This is a genomic window from Halomicronema hongdechloris C2206 (genome assembly GCF_002075285.3).
Classification (GTDB): domain Bacteria; phylum Cyanobacteriota; class Cyanobacteriia; order Phormidesmidales; family Phormidesmidaceae; genus Halomicronema_B; species Halomicronema_B hongdechloris.
In genome coordinates, this window is sequence record NZ_CP021983.2 from 2,452,317 (window position 1) to 2,471,315 (window position 18,999).

Below are 18,999 nucleotides of genomic sequence, written 5' to 3' on the forward strand. Positions count from 1 at the left end.
CTTGGTATAACGCCACGACAAAGATTATCAGTGCTGCAGAGGGTGGGTTATGGCCTATTGGGAATTTTTACTGCAGAAAGAGGGAGATCAGACCTGGCTGCCCCTGGAGGCCGGACAGGTAGAAATCTTGGCAGGACGCTATCGGGTCATGGCCCATTCCCAACGTCCCCAAACCCCAGTTCAAATTCGTATCAGCCAGCTGCTGCTAGATCAGTTACCCCCCAAGCGACGGGTGCTAAAGCGAGTTGACCATACCAACGAAGACGGACTCTTAGTCGTCATGCCATTCACCTGGCTGCAAGCTGGAGCTTGGGAGCTACGCTGCAGCAATACCGACGACGCCCCTGAGAACTGGGTAGCCACTGTACGGCTGCAAGTGCTAGCCCACGATGCCGATGGCGACGATTGGCAACCCTGGCCTTCGGAGACCTCTATCATCTCCCTGGGCAATGAGGCTGACCAAGATATTGCCAAGGACGATGGGGAAGCTCTGGCGCTAAGTGATAATCCTGTCCCTGAGGAAGGGACGCCCCCAGACGACCACGACCCTCCGGAGGCAGAGCCTCCTACCACCACCGCCTGCTACACCCTGGCCCTCAACCGTCGCACCTATCTGGCCCAGCGGGGAGCTTTCCTGCACATTGCCGGCCAAATAGAGGCTAACCAGGCCATCACCTGTCTCACCGGACGCTTGATTCTGACCTTGCGGGATCCGCAACAGTTAACTGAAGTGGCTATCACTCAGCAGTCCCTAGCTGTGACCGCCCTACCGGCCCCATTCCACTTAGAGCTATCTCTCCCCAGAGATATCGATACTCGCCTGCTGCTTGGCGAACTCTGCCTGTTGACTGACGATGGCCTCACCCTGGCGGCTCAGCCGCTAACAGTTACCGTAGGCTTAGAAGATCTGCTGACAACCATAGCCAATCAGGCTGAACCCTTTCTCGTCGACGGCATCGACGACCTATCCCTGCCCCCCGAAGCAGCAGAACCTGCTGCTGCTGAGGCATTGCCTCACCCCTTGGATCTACCCACTAACCCATCGGGATTTAGTGTCCTGCGCCCCAAGAGTGGATTTACCCTGCCTCCACAGATTTATCGGCCTTCTGTGCCTCCGACTGAGGGTAAGCTGAGCTTACCTGATTTGCCTCAGGTTACCCCTAGCCCTGACGCTGTAGACCTTCCAGAGATGTCAGAGCCGGATTCCCAAACTGAGACAGCCACCCCACCAGCCGTTGATTTACCCAGCGGGTTGACCTCGCCCCAGCCAGATGCCTCGGCTCACCATGATCGCCAGGATGCCCATGAGGGTACTGGTGATTCTGAGGCCAAAGATAGTGCTACGACCGAGGGGTTGAACTGGCAGTCCCGTTTCTGGGAGCGGTTGAGCACCCTGGCCGTTGACAGTTACCAATCTGCCATGCATCGTCAGGCCGAGATGGAAGCCGCTGGTGTGCAATTTCCTGCTCATGATGCAGAACAACCGACGACGGCCCCCGAGTTACCTACCTTCATGGCCCCTCTGGAATTGCCCACGGGCCAAGAGGTGGTGATTTATGACGATGAGCCCTCAGAAGTGCCTGAAGACGCTACGATACCACCGACAGGTGACACCTTCCCCATTGATGATGATGACATCTTGGTGCCACCCACGCCTCAATTCGAGATTCCAGAGGGAGACCTGGTAGCCGGGCAAACCATTACCCTGAGACTGCAGGTGCCGCTCCATCCCAACCGTCTCTACTGCCGCCTGTGGTTGATCGATCCCCAGAGCCGCACCTCCATCGGCGACTCTCGCCAGATTATGGATCTGGCCCCCGATGGAGAGGGTAACCTGGCCGCTAGCGTATCACTCCAGGTGCCCCTGGGGTGCTTGCAGGTGCGCTTTGCCGCTATTTCCATCGATATGGTGACCCAGCAGGAGAGTTACCGAGCCTTAGCGGAACGTGCGATCGCACCTGCCGCCGCCCCGTCTGTCTCCTTTGATGAGTTGGACCTTTGATGAGCTGCCTGAGCTAAACCTGTAGGGACTACTCCCTTAACCTGTTCTTACTGTATAAGTTTTCAGTTCGTGCAAATTATTTATTAAGGTAGGAGTAGCTCATATAAATCGTGGCCGAGTCTAGTCTTGTCGATTTGCTTGAAGAAGAGCTCCAGATACGGAGTTGGACTTGGCATAAAATTTTGTATCAATACTACAGGCTTACCTTTGCCATCGCTTTTCTTATCACCTCTTGTCCCAAGCCAGACCTGGAGTTTTGCCAGGGTAACGCTCGAGTTCGAGCGGGACTTGGGATATCTATCTGCATTTAGACGCTGAAGCCCTGCCCTAAAGAACGGCGGGGCCCAGGTAAATGCAGTCTATTGCTTTCTGTAGCCAGCGTGTAGGACATACAGCATGACGACCTTTCCCATTGATTTAAGTACCTATAAGCGCATTGCTCTAGATCCGGCCAATCCTACTCTGACGGATGAGCAGCGCACGGCTCTCAAGGCCAATATTCAACTCTGCCGCGATGCCATTGTGTTCTTTACGGCCACTGGGGCCGCGCACGGGGTCGGAGGTCACACCGGCGGGCCTTACGACACCGTACCGGAAGTGATGATCCTAGACGCTATCTTTCGGGGTGGGCCTGATCAGGTTGTCCCCACCTTCTTCGATGAAGCCGGACACCGCGTGGCAACTCAATACTTGATGGCAGCCATCAACGGCGATCTACCGGCTGAGCAGCTAATGCTCTATCGTCAAGCGCACCAAAAGCTACCGGGCCACCCGGAGTTGGGACTAACCCCCGGCGTTAAATTTAGTTCTGGTCGCCTGGGACACATGTGGCCCTACGTCAATGGTGTCGCCCTGGCCAACCCAGGTAAAACCGTCTTTTGCCTCGGCTCGGATGGCTCTCAGCAGGAAGGCAATGACGCCGAAGCGGCTCGATTAGCCGTGGCCCAGCATCTGAATGTGAAGCTGTTGATCGATGACAACGATGTCACCATTGCCGGTCATCCCTCTTCCTACCTGCCTGGCTTTAGTGTCCGCCGTACCTTGGAAGGCCACGGCCTTAAAGTCTTAGAAGGCGATGGAGAAGATCTCGATGGCCTCTATGCCCGTATCTGCGAGGCCATTACCACCCCAGGACCAGTGGCAGTGGTCAGTAAGCGCTCCATGGCCGTCGGCATTGATGAGATTGAAGGCACCAGTGAGGGGCACGATGTCATTCCCCTAGATGCCGCCATCAAGTACTTAGAGGGTAGAGGCCAGACCCAGGCTGCTGAGGTGCTGAAGGGCATGGAGAAGCCCAAAAATCCCTATACATTCATGGGCTCCTCAGACAATGTGGATTCCAACCGCAATGTGTTCGGCAAAACCGTCGCCGAAATCCTCGGCGGCATGAGTGAACTGGACCGGAAAAACACCATTAAAGTCTTCGACAATGATCTGGAAGGGTCCACCGGCATCAAGCATATCCGAGCGGCCCATCCTGAAGTCTTTATCAAAGGTGGGGTGATGGAGCGCGGTAACTTATCGGCAGCGGCCGGCTTTGGCATGGAAAAAGGCAAGCAGGGGATCTATGCCACCTTCAGCGCCTTCCTGGAGATGGTCATCTCTGAAATTTCCATGGCTCGGCTCAATTACTCCAACTTGCTGTGTCATTTTTCCCACGCTGGTGTCGATGACATGGCCGACAATACCTGCCACTTCGGCCTCAATAACCTGTTCGCCGACAACGGCTTGGAGGATGGCTACGAAACTCGTCTATACTTCCCCGCCGATGCCAACCAAATGCGGGCCGTGGTGAAGGCAATCTTTTCAGATCCAGGGCTGCGGTTTGTCTTCTCGACCCGTTCTAAGGTGCCTATGATCTTAGACACCGATGGCAATGAGATGTTTGCCGGTGATTACCGCTTTACTCCCGGTAAAGATGAAGTCATCCGGGAAGGAGCGGCTGGTTATGTGGTGGCTTTTGGTGATGCCCTTTATCGGGCTCTGGATGCAGTGGAGCGTCTGAAGCAGCAGGGCATTGATGTGGGGCTAATTAACAAGGCCACCCTGAATGCGGTGGATGAAGACATGATGGCCAAGATCGGCAAGGCACCGTTTGTGCTGGTCACCGAAGCCTTTAACCGCCGCACCGGCCTAGGTAGCCGGTTTGGCTCCTGGTTGCTAGAGCGGGGGTATACGCCTAAGTATGCGTACCTGGGATCTCATAAAGAAGGCTGTGGTGGCCTCTGGGAGCAGTTCCCCCATCAAGGCATCGACCCCGACAGTGTCGTAGCTCAGGTGAAGCGACTCGTGGGGTAACCTCCTCTTGAGTTAGCCACTACTTAGCCACTACCCAGAACCGACAGAGCTGCCTAAGACAACTCTGTCGGTCAGTTTTTGGAGTGTTTCTACCGACATTCCGCAGGTTGACAGTCTTGTTTTTGATGTGCATGGCAAATACCAATAATCGAAACTCTGCTAGCCGAAGGCGCCATCTCCGAGACAGTGGCTCGGGATCTCAGGTGCTCCCTGCAGCTTCTGGTCACCAGCTAGGACCCTCTACCAATCCGACATCGGCGGTTCAGCCGCAACCAAATAGTCAAAGTTCCCCTCGCCAACGCTCTGAGTCAGGCAGGCAATGACGTGTTGAGGGTCATCATAGGGACCACTGATATAGTATGGTTTGCCATCGCGGCCAAAGGACAATGCGGGAAGGGGCTGTTCCGGAACTCCCAGATGGCTGCGGGCTTGTTCAAAACCAGGGTGAGGAGCGAGGCCCAATCGCGCTGCGTAGTCTACGGCTCCTAACACGACGGCTTGGGCTTGGGCTAAGGAAATAACCCGAGACGACTGATGGAAATTGTCGTAGGCTTTTTCCACCATAGCGGTGTATTGGGTCTGATTCAGTCGTTGGGGCCCCATGGCGTCTTTAACGCCCAGACACCAATAGTCCACTAAGTAGCTAGCCACAAGGTATCGCATCCCCTCTCGCCGGACGACGAACACCTGTGCTAACCCGCCCACACCATCCTCTATCGAGGCTTCGGGAGATGGATCCAGTAACTGTTGGGCGGCATGTTCATTGATCAAACACTGTTCCAAGGGAGGCAATTCACCTCTGGCAATGCGGTCTTGGGTAGTGGCTTTAGCTTGGGCCTGAATCACTGCTTTGACCTCGGCGGGGCGCAGGCCGAGATTTCGAGCAATCTGCTTGGGAGAGAGCTGCCGCTGCCGCAGCTCGGCAATATGCTGTTCTTGCTCAGGGGTCATGGTCTCGCAACATTATTCTGACGTTTGGGACTCTAAGATCTTGTTGGGATCAACACAGTCCTCTGTCTCCGGGCTCATCTGAAACTCAAACAGATAAGCCGTGTAATCTTCAATATCAGAATACTCCTGTTCCGCCACAAAGGCTTGCACCCGCTCATTCAAGAAAGGATAGCCGGTGCTCTTGAGAATTTGAGGCTGATCGACGATCTCTCCCCCTGGAGCCACCAAGACCCCGACCAAGCCATCATGGGGATCCTGGGACAGGCAGACCCGGCGGGAGTAGGTGATGGACACTTCAATCGGTTCGGCGGGCTGCAACTCTGGTTGGTCGGCAGCGTCCCGCACAGCTTGGGTCCAGTCCTCTAGGGCTGCCTCAACCTCAGCCTCAGCGGTGCCGTCAGGGCTGTAGTTATAGCGCTGAAGTTTACTAATGAGCGCTTCTGGATTGCCCTGGGCTGGGGTCTCTGTGGCCGGGGTAGAGGTAGAACCAGAAGTGCCCTGGCGAGAGCGACTCTGATGGCTGCCGGCGGCGACAGTGCCATCGAGATCTCTGGCTCGACCAGATGGGCTAGCGGTCCCAGGGGTCTGCCTGGGAGTGGGAGTGGGGGTCGAAGCGGGGGGCCTAGTTGTGGCTGGCGGAGTCCTTGGGCCTGGGGACGGGGTCTCTGTTGCCGGTGGTGTCGACGGGGACTGTCCAGGGGCAGGGGTGGTAGGGACAGGGGTCTCGGAATAGGGCGCAATACCAATGTCGAAGGGACTCGGCGGTGGCCAGTCTGATCCCCCCAGGGGAGAGGAGTCCTGGCGTAGTGGAGTAGACGGGGTATCTACACCATTACCATTGTTTGGATCCGAGAATAGAGAGTAGGGGTCACCCTGCTCAAAGGCCTCTAGACCCAGCCCCGGCATGAGGCTGTTGTTGGTGGCAAAGGCGGGGAGATTGGCCTGTTCCTCTGGGGTCAGTTCAATCAACGGTACCGTCCGTTCGGCCCGGTCAACTGTATCGTCTGCAGAGGCTAAGCTGAGGCTGGACACCGAAGGGCCTACGGCGAATAGCACGCCATGAACAGTGACTGATACAGCCGCCGCAATCCACTGCGGCTGCGCTAATGCTTTTAACCAAGGCAAACTTGACCCGATTGTTGCCATATGCGATCGCACCGACTCCTCACTACATACGACGTTAACCGTGGCAAACAGTGCCCATTTGCCCCGATCTCCATCTAGCCTAGCGAATTCGCAGCCACCTGAATAATCATCACGGAAAAATAAGACAATTCCAAGTTGGGATGATGCTGTAAATCGGTATAGATCAGCTGATCCGGCCAGGTAACATGCTGCACCACATAGCTACAGGACAACAGGCCTCGCTGCTGCAACACTGACCATACCTGGGGATAGACTGAACTGACCTTCATCAGCACCACCGCCTCAGCCCAGTCCAGAACCCGCTCTAATTCCGCTACCCGATACAGGGCAGGCAATACAGCTAACCGCTGAGATTGAATAGTCAGCGGGATACCCAATACCGCGGCAGTTGCGAGGGGCGAACACACCCCCGGTACCACCTCAACAGACACCTGGGGATGCCATGTCAACAAAGTCTGGGCCAAATAGGTGAAGGTGCTGTAAAAGCTGACATCTCCCTCCGAGGCAAACACCACATCATCGCCCCGCCGCAGATATCCCCAGACCTGTGCCGCCGCCTCTTGCCACGCAGACTGCCGCTGTCCTCGATCTTGGCTAAAGCTGAAGCTCAGGGGTAGCTGCTGTTGCTCTGACCGCAACCACGGCATCAGGGTCCGTTGAGCCACCCCCAACCCATCATGCCCCGCGGGAAAGGCCACCACCGGGCTAGCCTGCAACCGGCGCAGGGGGCTTTTACCGTGATCAATTCCGGGTCCCCCGGTCCCACCCCAATGCCGTAGAGTCGCCCCAGGGGAGTTACTACGTCAGCATCAGATGGTGCCATCACCCCTCTTCAGATTCCGATTGGGCCTCTGGTTCTGGCTGGGCCTCAGATGGTTCCCCAGCGGGAGAGGAGGGGGTGCGCCCATTGGGCGAGTCCTGGTCAAGGGCCATAGCGCCATCTGCAGAACTAGTGGCAGTCGGGGGCGGCGGGGGCGGCGGTTCCACCATCGGCGATGGCATCGGCACTTCCTCTACCGTGGGGAGGGTTTCCAGGGTGAGCTTGGTGGGTTGATTGCCACCAGACAACCGTTTCAACAACTTGGGTTTAGGATCATGCAGCAGGTAAATGATGCGATCCCCCACTTGCCAAGTATCCTCTGCCAAGGCTACCCGCAGCCGATTATCACGCTCCACTAGCAAAGGGACCAGTTCCTTACTGCGAATTAACGCCTTCAAATGAGCCTGCTGGAACAGCGTGCCCTCTGAGCGTAGGCGAGTTTCCCCTAGGCGCACGGCCCCATCTCGAATGTAGTTATTCCAGGTTTTGAGGGAAATTTGTGGTGTCAGGGCCGGTTGCACCCGAGATTTACTGGGCAGGGTCTCTGGCGACTTATCTTTCGGGAAAACAGCCAGAACCCGAGGCGGCTGAAATTCTTCCAGGGCTTTCTGGGCAATGACCGCATTCACCTCACCGTTATTGGTCATGGCCAACAGCGTTCCCGCCGACGCTAGGCCAGCTTCCTCTAACACATTGACATCGAGGGCACTGCTGAGGAAAACCTTGAGATTTTCCTGCTCAGCTTGTTGACAGGCTTCCTCATCGGTATCGATTAACACCACCGATTCTCCATGTTCTTTATAGAGCCGGGCAATCAACAGGCTGAGAGGATTACAGCCCACAACGACAGCGCCACTAGACTGGCTAGAGGTGAGTCTTAGCAGTTGAGCTACCCACCGAGCCGATAGCCCCTGCACCAGCACCGTCAGAATAATCGTTAAAAATACTAGGGCTTTAATGGCATCGCCCCCGCTGATGCCATTGTCTGTCAGCAAAATCCCAAACAATGAGGCCACCGAGGCCGAGACAATGCCGCGGGGAGCAATCCAACTCAAAAATGTTTTTTGACGCCAGTCCAGATCACTATCACGGGTGCAGAGCCAAATATTCAGAGGCCGTACAATCAGCATCAACACCAGCACCGTCAGCAGCGCCCCTCGCCCCAGGGCAAACACACTGGCGATGGAGAGATCGGCGGCCAACAACACAAACAACACCGATACTGCCAGAATCGTGAGCTGTCCCTTAAAGCGCCGCAGCAACCGTTCATCTGGAACCGAGAGGGCGCGCACCACAATGCCGGCCACCACCGCCGCCATCAGACCAGACTCGCTGCGAATGTTCTGGGCCAGACCAAATAGTCCCCATAACCCCGCTAAGACCACCAAGTTGCGGAGTTCTTCTGAGAGAAAGTCAGCCCGCTTCAAAAATAGACCAATGATGGCCCCACCCAGAGCACCGATGGCAGCTCCAATCCCTAAGCGGATTAACAGACCACTGACCACAGAGATAGGAGCTGCATCTCCATTCAGAATAATATCTAGGACCACCACTGCCAGGATGGCCCCCACCGGGTCGATGAGGACCCCTTCTCCTTCCAACAGGGCGGCCACCTTGCGATCGACCTTGACTTGGCGGAGTAGGGGGTTGATGACGGTGGGACCGGTAACAACGACCAGAGAGGCATAGAGAAAGGCCAGGGGCCAGGGGAACTCTCCCAACCAGTGAGCAGCCATGCCGCCGCCGATTAAGGTTACGAAAATGCCTGTGGTGACTAGGTTTCGCAGACTAGTGGAGACCTGCCCCAGGTCTTTCAGTTCTAAGCTCAGCCCCCCTTCAAACAGGATCAAGGCCACACTGAGGGCGACCATCACCTCTAAGCCAATGCCCAACGATTGGGGGTGCAGCCAGTCTAAGACATCAGGTCCCAGGCCAATGCCAAATAGCAGTAGAAAAATAATGCTGGGCACTTTGAAGTACTCAGCAATGACCTGGGCGGAAATTCCTGCCAGGACTGTCAGAACGATCTGTAACGTGACCTCAAAGGGAGCGTCCATAAGGCAGCACAGCTAGTTGGCCGTCCCCACACTATCTAGAGAACTACGACAGCGTGGCACCCAGGGTTATGATGGCGTGGAACTGTGCACTTGAGAGCAACTGGGTCTACCGGTAAAGTCGCTCAATGTCATCGGTTACCCTTTAGGGTAACGCGCTAAGCTCAAGGCAGCAGACTAGCCAAGAGCAACCGGCGATTCTGTCTAGAATACCACTCTGCTTGAAGCAGACTGATGAACCCCGATGGCATACGAGGGAAGGGGGGGCGTGGCAGGATGGGGAGATGGAGAGTTATCGGTAAATAGATAGAATAACTGCTCTACTGTGAGACATGGGGTGTGAGACATGGGGATAGGGAGATGACAGGCCCCACACGCCAGAGAGTTTAGCTCAATACTTCATCATAGGATTCTTGCTTGAGTTTCCGTTCCATCAAGGACTCCACGGCTTCTTCCGGGGAAATCTCGTGATTTAACAGCCGATGGACTTCGTAGCTAATGGGGATATATATTTTCTCGCGACGGGCAATTTCATTGAGTACATGGGCAGTATTGACACCTTCAGCGGTACTCCCTAGTTCTTCTAGGATCTGCTCCAGCTCTTTGCCTTGGGAGAGGCCATAACCGACTCGGTAGTTGCGGCTGAGGGGGCTGGTACAGGTGGTCAACATATCCCCTAAGCCTGAGAGACCAAAGAAGGTTTCGGCTTGGCCCCCTAAGTGAGTGCCAATGCGAATCACCTCTGGGATAGCCCGGGTGATCAAGGCGGCTCGGGCATTGTAGCCTAATTTGAGTCCGTCACAGACACCGACGGCAATGGCGATGATATTTTTCAGGGTGCCGCCTAATTCGGCTCCCAGGGGATCCGTGCTGCTATAGGCCCGAAAGTTCTCGCAGGCAAAGAGGTGTTGCACGGCTTCCGCGGCTAGCACATCTTCACTGGCAACAACCGTGGCCGCGGGTAATCCCTGTTCAATTTCCTTCGATAGGTTAGGCCCTGATAGCACCACGATGGCGTGGTTGGGAAAGGTATTGTGGTAAATCTGCGAGGGAGTGAGGGTGCTTTCGGGGTCAAGCCCTTTGGTGGCGGTGACCAAGATGGTGTTCTCGGGAATGGAGAGGGCTTTTAGGCGTTTGGCCACCTCTGAGACCCCTTTCATGGAAATAGCTGAGAGGATAATTTGGGCCCCATCGACGGCCTCTGCCAGGCTGAGATCTCCTCGCCGGGACCAGATGCGCACCTGATGCCCATTATTGGTGGCCAGGGCAGCCAAGGCAGTTCCCCATGCCCCGGCTCCCAAGATAGTGAGATTGACCTGGGGAGCGTGCTTTAGCTGGGTAAATAGGGCGTCGCGAGTCTCAGCAGTCATGAAAAGTATGGTTAAACGAGTGGCTATTGTCCATGGCCCATTGTAAGCCGCTTCAGTCAGAACTAGCGGTAGCCGTCTGTAGGGGAGTGGGCAGGGCACCGGCTTGCAGCTGATAGTCTGGAATGCAGTTAGCTGTCATGTAGCTGTGATAGAGCTGAATGTTGCGATCGCACCGCTCCTCACTCCAGCCACAGTAGGTTCGCAGCACATCGGCCACCACGGGCAGCGCCCCAAATCCATACTTTTGGTGCATGGCAATGGTGGTGCGCCGACGCAGGATATCGGTAAACCGCTGAGCCATCTCAGCCTGTGCCGCAAACACGATCTGAGCCTTGATGTCTAATAGTCCAGCCACAATCGGTTCTCCCAACTCAGGCTGCTCATCCACTAGCGCCAACAGTTTTTCAGTGCGAGCACCATACATGCCCAACAAATGATCCAACACTGGGGCCGGGATGCGTCCCTGATAACGGGCATGGAGCTCCTCTACCCGGGGGTCATCCAGTAGGATTGCTCCCGGCAATGGCCGCTTGTGGGTAGGACAGGCCGGAATCGCCTGTTTACGCTTGCGAAAGACAGCGTTGACAAATTCTTCGCCCACCTGGCGATGGGTGGTCAGTTTTCCGCCAATCAATGAAATTAAATTACTCGCCCCTTCCTCCGTGTGGTCATGGAGAATGTGGGCTCGGGTAATACTGCCAGCCTTTTTACCTTCGGCAAACGGTAGTGGGCGTACCCCGGAATATGTGAACTTAACGTCTTCACGGGTCAGATGAGCGGCCGGCAGCACTCGATTTGTCTCAGTGATGAGATAGTCAATCTCCTGATCACTAGCCTTGATGTGGTCCAGAGGGCCATCGTAGCGCTCGTCGGTGGTGCCGATCAGATACTGACCTAACCAGGGCACAATGAAATAAGGACGACCATCAGATTTGGCCTCCACATACAACGCGCCTTCAGGGGCCCCAGGGAACGGGTCAACAATAATATGGCTGCCTTTCGTTCCCCCGATCTTGCGGCCCTTGCTGAGCTGCGAGGGATTCAAGCCACACACCTTATCTACCCAAGGCCCCGAGGTATTCACCACAACGGTTTGCTCGTGGGTCTGTAGTTGGAAGGTTTCTCCACCCAGAGTATCCCGGCAGGTGAGCCTGACGACGCGATTTTGCTCCGTTTCGATGGCGACCACTTCGGTGTAGTTCATCACAGTAGCTCCCGCCTGTTGGGCATCCAGTAGGTTTTCCAAACACAGGCGCTCTGCATGTTCAGCCTGACCGTCATAATATTGGGCGGCTCCAGTCAGCTCCTCCGAGTCAATGGCGCGAAACAGCTGCCGTACACTGGCCTTAGACAGCATGCGATGGTTTGGCAGGGATTTGTCATAGCTAAGCAGGTCATAGAGAATCATTCCTGCCTGAATAATGCGGTAGCTGCGGGAACCACTGCGATAGATAGGAATTGTCATCTGAATCGGCTTAGCAATATGGGGAGCAGTATGCAGCAATACTTCCCGCTCATGCAAAGACTCTCGCACCAGGTGAAATTCAAAATACTCTAAGTATCTAAGGCCGCCGTGAATTAAGCGCGTCGACCAACTGGTCGTGCCCCCAGCAAAATCATCCTTTTCCACCAGAATCGTTTTCAGGCCACGGAGGGCAGCGTCCCGGGCCGTCGCCGCCCCATTAATGCCGCCACCAATGATAATGACGTCAAACGCAGTATTCTCGATCGCTTTAAAGTTACGCATGGGTCAAGAAGTCTAATCAATGGGATGGAGTTAATGAACAACTGCCCTCCGGCCAGCCTTAGACTAACGCAGGTTCTTCGGCCTCAGCGACAATCGCCTTAGCTTCCCGGAACATATGGTTAGCCCACTGTTGCACGTCATAACGACGTACCGCTTCATACAGCTTTGTCATCCGCTGCTTTTGCTCGTCAGGGGACATATCTAACGCCAAATCAATACAGTCATCCATATGCTTATCGGCATAGGGATTGGTTAACACCGCATCCGGCAACTCCACCGCAGAGCCTGTAAATTCGGAGAGAATCAGCACCCCATCTTCTCCGGCATGGGCCGAAATATATTCCTTAGCGACTAGGTTGAGGCCATCTCGTAGGGGAGGGATCCAAGCAATATCAGCGGTCTTGTAAAAGGCCATCAAATCATCAAACGGCACTGGCTCAGTAAATAACACAATGGGCGTCCAGTTTAATTTCGAGAAGCGGCCATTGATTTTGCCCACAAGCTGCTCGATCTGGCTCTGAGCCGTCTTGTAAACCCGCATGCCCGCAGCGGCTTTCACTGCTGTCATGATCAAATTTACCTTCCCTTGCCACTCTGGGCGCCGCTCCAGGAGGCGCTCGTAACACAACAGCATTTCGCGGGCACCCTTGACATAGTCCACCCGACCAGCTGAAACAATCAGCTTGTTATCACCGATATCGTCACGAATTTGCTTCACCCGCTCTTGCACAGAGGGCTTGTTCACCATCTCCTGAATGTAGCCAGGATTGGTGCCCACCGGGAAGGCATCCACATTGACAATGCGCCCCTGGTACTTCAACTTGGTGGTCATCTCAGGTTCAGCTAGGGCTGTACCAAAGGGAGTAAAGGCCTCTGGCACCGGTTTTTTTTCCACCAGCTCCACATCCCGCAGGCTACGAGCTGCAGAGACGAAGTTCTCCACATAGCGGGGAATATGGAACCCACAGAGATCGCAACAGAGTAGGCTATCTACAATGGCCTCTCGCCAATGCAGAATATTAAACACATCCGCGGCTGGGAACGGCGTGTGATGGAAGAAGGCAATCTTCACATTGGGCATCTTCTGCCGAATGTAATAGGGAGTCAGCCACAGGTTGTAATCATGGATCCAGATCAGGGCATCCTCTGCCGCTTCTTCACAGGCTGCTTCGGCAAAGAGTTGATTGATATAGGTAAAGTTTTCCCAGTCGGAGCTTTCGTAGGTGAAGTGCTCTGGGAATGAATGCAAAATTGGCCAAAAAGCTTCCTTGGCCGTGATGTAGTAGAAATTTCTAACTCGGTCAGCAGTCAGGGGAATGCGACGGATCACCGCCTCGTCGCTCCACCCTTCCATGGTGACTCGATCCTGAAACTCTTCCTGCTGTTTGGCGGTTACCTGTTTCCAGGCAATCCAGGTACTACTCTCGGCATTGGCAAAGAAACTTTTTAAGGTTGGCACAATGCCGTTGGGACTTTTCTTCTCACGGTAGATGGTTTTCCCATTTTCCTGGACTTCGTCGTAGGGTTCTCGGTGATAGAGAATGACGAGGGACGATTTCATTAGGGTGCCTCCTAACGGCTACAAGAATGGAACGGAGCCAGCGGCCTCCAACCTGAGTTGGCTCCTAGACTCGGATTAACAAGGGCTGGCTATCTGACGAGGTCATGGCCAAGACAGTGCTGCAGCCAAGCCACGATCATGATTAACCCCAAGCGTCTCGGTCGCAGTGGGGCACAGAACCATTACCCTTGTCAGGTAACCCTGTGCTGACAAACTGGTAGGGTAAACCTCACCAGTTCCCTGAGGCTTGACTCTGAAATAGCCAATTCGATTCCCCCTGGGGCATTGATGCAGAGTGGTATTGGTCATGACTGCCGGCAACGGGCGATATCCTCGATAAGCTGCGCTAACGGATGTCAACAATGACACGTGACTACTCCTCGACACTACCCCTCATAGCTATGAGTAAGCTGGTAAATGTCTTGGCAGTACATTAATGGTCTGGCTCTAACCCTATACGGTAAGCCCCTACGAGAGGGCTGAGGTCGCCTACAGTATACCCACCTCACTCAACCGTTGTGAACGCCCTAGGCGCTACTGTGGTTGCCTGACTGTAGGGATAGTCGTCATAATGGGAAGCTAGCTTCTTTCAGATCGGCTCTGAGGTTGGCAGTACTCAGGGAATTGCTACTCCTCACTCTGAAGTACTGACTGAGGGCTGATCCCGATTAAGGGCAAGGGCGCACTAGAAGCCCTGTAAAGGACCTGCCCACAGCACAATCAAATTCCTGAGAATCGCTTGACCCGGCCAGCTATTGCAGGCAACTATTAGGGAAAGGATCAAAATAAAATTTAATTATCAATATATTTATGGAAACCTTACCCGAACAGATAAATTTCACGCCAGCAGATCAAGGGGATGCCCCTGATCGGGTTTAAATTTTTCATTAGGCATCATCATAGACCCGTGGTGTCGCTTAAACTCCCTTACCCTCGCCGGGAATCTCATAAGCTCAGGGATATCACTGTTAGACTGATGGCCAAGACAGCTATATCTCACCTCGGTTGACCCCCGGGGAAGGAGTTTTATAGTTAGGGGTTTCCCCAGCAGGAGCATCACTCCGCCCCCATGGACTATCTGGCCCAATGGAGGTCTAGGCATCTCAGGTTACCCCTTATCTGCCGCCAAGGAATAAAGGGGTAGGTCTTTGACGGGGATGAGCTGCCAGGTATCGCCCAGCAAAGAGGATGTCTAGAACGTCTGATCGAGGTCTCAAGCATGTCTACGTCCAAAAGCTCAAGACCTTCAAAACTCTGGGCTTTGGCCCCAGGCAAGTAGCGCGGTCTACCGATAGGCTAACCTTTTCAAACAGCCCTCAGATACAGTTGCTCCAGGCAACCCAATCGGCACTGAATCAGGTATTGCGAGGCATCGTGGTTGTAAAAACAGGAAAAGCGGCAAAGCAGAAAAAGACAGCTCCCCGGCTCTACCTAGTGGAGGATGAGACCCATACGCTCTTGGACTGGGCTATCTCGATCATGAAGTCAGATGATACCTTCTTCGGCAAGGGCCAGAAGCTGGCTCGTCGGTTGGGGGCCCATTATCGCCGGGATGGCTTGACAGAATTTGGCTTCTGGACGCCGGAGCTGACGGCGGATGTAATCCAGTCGGAACGAACCCTGGAATTAGAAATTTTTACTCCTCTGCAGCCCATTGATTTTCGGGCCCCCCAACAATCCTTGAAATTTCAGCGCGATCGCATCCCTGTGGCTAAGCAGGGCGAGTTCACCTGGGCAGTGGTCGCCGGCATTAGGGCCGGGGAACGGGACCAGGCCGGCTGTTTTTACTGGTTACGCTACGTCGATGCCGACGGCCATATTCACATCATCCGGGATCCCCTGGCTTATTCCTTGCCCTATGGCGTCTTTGCCCCGGCTGAGGTTTATGACATGCGGCGGCTGCAGCGACATCGGGGAGATCTGAACTATTTCCGCCGCACCGCTGCCCCTAAAGGCATCCCGGATGCGCCAGTGCCGCGGGTGCCAGCTCCGACGAATATCTTACAGATCCATGTCAAAACCGCTTCTCCAGACGGAACCTTAGAAGGCCTCACCCAGGTTTATCGCCGTATTTCTGACCGATTGGCTGCCGGTGACCTGCTGACGCCAGCCGAAGAAGTCTACACCGGCTATGATGCCGTGCAACTGCTGCCGGTAGAGCCCACCATCGAATATCGTCGAGAAGACACCAACATCGATCACGAGTTTTTTGCCATCACCCCCGATGACGAAGCCAACCTCAAGAGCCAAGCCACCCTAGAGATCACCCTACGCAAAGCCAATACCCAAAACTGGGGCTATGACGTTCCTATCCTGGGGTCATCGGCCACCAATCCCGCTGTCCTCGGCAGCCTGCGGCCAGACGAGGTAGTCGACTTTGTCACCACCTTACATAACTTTTCGGCGGGGTCCATTCAGTTGATCTATGACGTTGTCTATGGCCATGCCGATAACCAGGGGCTAGAACTGCTGACGCAGCAATTCTTTAAGGGGCCCAACATGTATGGTCAGGACTTGAACCATCAGTTGCCCCAAGTGCGAGCTCTGCTGCTGGAGATGCAGCGACGCAAGATCAATACCGGGGCTGACGGTATTCGAGTAGATGGTGGGCAAGATTTTCGATTCTTCAATCCCCTCTCAGGGCGCGTGGAACAGGATGACGCCTATCTACTGGCCATGAGTGATGTGGAGCAAAATATTCAGGGCTATCGCCGCTACCTGTTCACTATCTTCGAAGACGGCCGTCCCTGGCCAGAGGAAGGCTGGGAGGAAAAGTCGACCTACCGAGAATTGATCGACATTAAGCCCGAGTCTTTCCAGTGGGGACCACTCATCTTTGCCCATAACACTCCGACCCTACAGGGATTCTGGGATCGCAAATGGCGGCGGGTGTGTGAAGTGATTTTCCAGGGAGATCATTGGATTACCGGCTGCGGTAACCACGATACCGTGCGGCGAGGGAATCAGATTAGCCCCGATAGCAATATCAACTGGAATCTGGGCAAGACGCTACCAGAGGTACTAAACCGGGCCTATAACAATTCAGCCACGTTGCTATGGGTCCATGGCTTCAGCCCGGGGCTACCTATGGACTTTCTCAATGCTAGTGTTGGTACCCCCTGGGGCTTTTTCCGCAACACCGACGATCGCTACGGCGTCAAGGTGGTTTCGGAGGAGGTGGGCTTTCTAGATTGGCAGATTGAGCCGGCCATGTACGATCGCATCGATGCCTTTCCCCGACTCAAGGCCCTAGGCTTCCAGGATTTCAATCAATTACGAGATTTTTCCTATGCCCTGTGCGAGGCCATGATCGAAACCGACTATGACTTGGGCAAAGTGGCCGATATCTGCCGCCATTGTCTGGGAGAGCACGATGGCGTCTGCGAGGTTCCGGCCCTGGGGGAACTTAACGAGCCTAACTTACCCCACTTCTTAGCCACCTTGGATGTGCCTAAACTCAAGGCCTTTGCCATGGCCTTCATGGAAGACGGCCACGACATGTGTAATGTCTCTCGCTATGGCGAGGAACTGGATCCTTCCGTCAGTCATTTTGGCCTGAAACTGCGGGAATTTCGACGGCATCATCCTTGGCTGCAGCAGAACTTCACCGGCCGCGATCGCTTCAATCGCATCAGCGACGATCAGCGCACCATTTTCTATGGGTATCGCAGCCATCTAGACCCAGACCATGGCCACGGTTTAGACGAAGTCGTGATGATCGCTCATATGGGAGGCGAACCCATGGTGGTGAATCCAGGGGATTGGCTGCAGCTGGACATGACCGAGTGGCAAGTAGTGGTGGCCAGCCCAGGCCTGAATCTAGAAGATCTCGCGGATCTACGGGGCTTTGAACTGCGGGATGGACAAGGGGTGCTCTTAAAATCTGTGCCCCGGTCAGCTCCTTCCACTGCAAACTTGAGTTTGGAAGAACGCCTGGGAGCCCGCCATTAAGAGGGAGAGATGGAAAACGGAGGACGGAGGACGGAAAGCAGGTAGCGTGGGTCGTTTTACTTAAGCGAGAGACGTTATGAATAGCCAGGGAAGGACCCACGGGGGAAAGAGAGGACTGAGGGCGGAGGAAAGTGATGAGTTTTGAGTTTTGAGTTTTGAGTTCTCCTGGTAATGATTGAATTCAACCCTCAACAAGTCAATGGCCAAAGCTCCCTTTCCTGCCCATATCTGTCGTTTGCTTGTCAGGTAGCAAGAGCTCCTCTCGAGGTCCATGGCCACTGACCAGATGCCATATCAGGCCTTTAAGCACCCAATCCTATACCCTGTTCCCGAGGCGCTAACTTCCCCAACTGGGAGATTCACTGATATGACCATCTTCCAGGTAGGTGATGCGGTCGGCGATATCGGTGATGCGAGGGTCGTGGGTGATGATTAAGACCGTACAGCCTTGCTCCCGGGCCAAGGCATTCATCAGCTCTACGACGGCGCGGCCAGTTTTGGAATCTAAGGCAGCGGTGGGTTCATCGGCCATGAGGATCTGGGGCTCGCCAGCCAAAGCCCGGGCAATGGCGACCCGTTGTTTTTGACCACCAGAGAGATCCTGGGGCAATCGCTGGCTGACGTCGGCAAGGTCTACCTGGGAGAGCAAGGTGCGGGCTCTAGCCGCAATGGCAGATTTAGGATAATCCTTAATCTTCAGGGCCAGTTCGATATTCTCGGCGGCGGTGAGGGCGGGAAATAGATTGAAATCCTGAAAAACGAAGCCCAGGTGATGGCGGCGAAACCGAGTTCGGTCTTGCCGTGACATTTGCGTGATCTTGTGCCCCAGCAACGCCACCTGGCCAGCTGTCGGGGTGAGAATGCCGGCCAGAATCGAGAGCAGGGTGGTTTTGCCAGACCCAGATGGCCCCATGAGCAGGCGAATTTCGCCCTGATTAACCGTCAGATCAACCCCTTTCAGGACCTTCACCTGACTCAGGCCAGAGCGAAACACCATCTGGATGTCGGTGGCTGCGATCGCAACTGGCCCCCATTCCGCCGAAGGCAGCCATGGCAATGGCCGTGATGATTCTGACACTGAACAGAACTCAACCATGGT

11 protein-coding genes are annotated in these 18,999 nt (G+C 54.8%); 3 read left to right on the top strand and 8 right to left on the bottom strand.

All coding sequences use genetic code 11. The features are described from left to right. Nucleotides 1–49: 49 nt before the first annotated feature. Nucleotides 50–2,002, top strand: a complete 1,953-nt coding sequence (locus XM38_RS11075) for a hypothetical protein (protein WP_088429836.1) — start codon at nt 50–52, stop codon at nt 2,000–2,002. 396 nt (nt 2,003–2,398) lie between these two features. Next, nucleotides 2,399–4,300, top strand: coding sequence for a transketolase C-terminal domain-containing protein (locus XM38_RS11080; protein WP_088429838.1), 1,902 nt, complete (start codon nt 2,399–2,401; stop codon nt 4,298–4,300). Between the two features lie 240 nt (nt 4,301–4,540). Here the strand turns inward: XM38_RS11080 and XM38_RS11085 are convergent, their stop codons facing one another. The 7 genes from XM38_RS11085 to ggpS all read right to left on the bottom strand — a co-directional run bounded on the left by XM38_RS11085 (nt 4,541) and on the right by ggpS (nt 13,949). Then, a complete protein-coding gene (locus XM38_RS11085; RefSeq protein WP_080812691.1) occupies nt 4,541–5,251 on the bottom strand; it encodes a hypothetical protein in 711 nt (236 codons plus the stop codon). 12 nt (nt 5,252–5,263) lie between these two features. After that, the gene (locus XM38_RS11090) at nt 5,264–6,397 is read right to left on the bottom strand and encodes a hypothetical protein (protein ID WP_137455080.1); all 1,134 of its coding nucleotides are present in this window, start codon (nt 6,395–6,397) and stop codon (nt 5,264–5,266) included. A gap of 74 nt (nt 6,398–6,471) precedes the next feature. After that, complete coding sequence (locus XM38_RS11095) at nt 6,472–7,098, bottom strand: precorrin-2 C(20)-methyltransferase (RefSeq protein ID WP_256995589.1); 627 nt, start codon at nt 7,096–7,098, stop codon at nt 6,472–6,474. A 121-nt stretch (nt 7,099–7,219) separates the two neighbouring features. Further along, a complete protein-coding gene (locus XM38_RS11100; RefSeq protein WP_080812695.1) occupies nt 7,220–9,274 on the bottom strand; it encodes a cation:proton antiporter domain-containing protein in 2,055 nt (684 codons plus the stop codon). Between the two features lie 383 nt (nt 9,275–9,657). Next, nucleotides 9,658–10,641 (bottom strand): NAD(P)H-dependent glycerol-3-phosphate dehydrogenase, encoded by a 984-nt coding sequence (locus tag XM38_RS11105; protein WP_080812697.1) that lies wholly within the window; start codon nt 10,639–10,641, stop codon nt 9,658–9,660. Nucleotides 10,642–10,693: 52 nt separating this feature from the next. Continuing rightward, on the bottom strand, nt 10,694–12,388 hold the full coding sequence (glpD, locus tag XM38_RS11110; protein WP_080812699.1) for a glycerol-3-phosphate dehydrogenase: 1,695 nt from the start codon (nt 12,386–12,388) through the stop codon (nt 10,694–10,696). Nucleotides 12,389–12,446: 58 nt separating this feature from the next. Continuing rightward, complete coding sequence (gene ggpS, locus XM38_RS11115) at nt 12,447–13,949, bottom strand: glucosylglycerol-phosphate synthase (RefSeq protein ID WP_080812701.1); 1,503 nt, start codon at nt 13,947–13,949, stop codon at nt 12,447–12,449. Between the two features lie 1,188 nt (nt 13,950–15,137). Between ggpS and gghA the strand changes: the two genes are divergently transcribed. Continuing rightward, complete coding sequence (gene gghA / locus XM38_RS11120) at nt 15,138–17,900, top strand: glucosylglycerol hydrolase (RefSeq protein ID WP_088429840.1); 2,763 nt, start codon at nt 15,138–15,140, stop codon at nt 17,898–17,900. A 337-nt stretch (nt 17,901–18,237) separates the two neighbouring features. Here the strand turns inward: gghA and XM38_RS11125 are convergent, their stop codons facing one another. Then, the gene (locus XM38_RS11125) at nt 18,238–18,996 is read right to left on the bottom strand and encodes an ABC transporter ATP-binding protein (RefSeq protein ID WP_088429842.1); all 759 of its coding nucleotides are present in this window, start codon (nt 18,994–18,996) and stop codon (nt 18,238–18,240) included. Between the last annotated feature and the right edge of the window lie 3 nt (nt 18,997–18,999).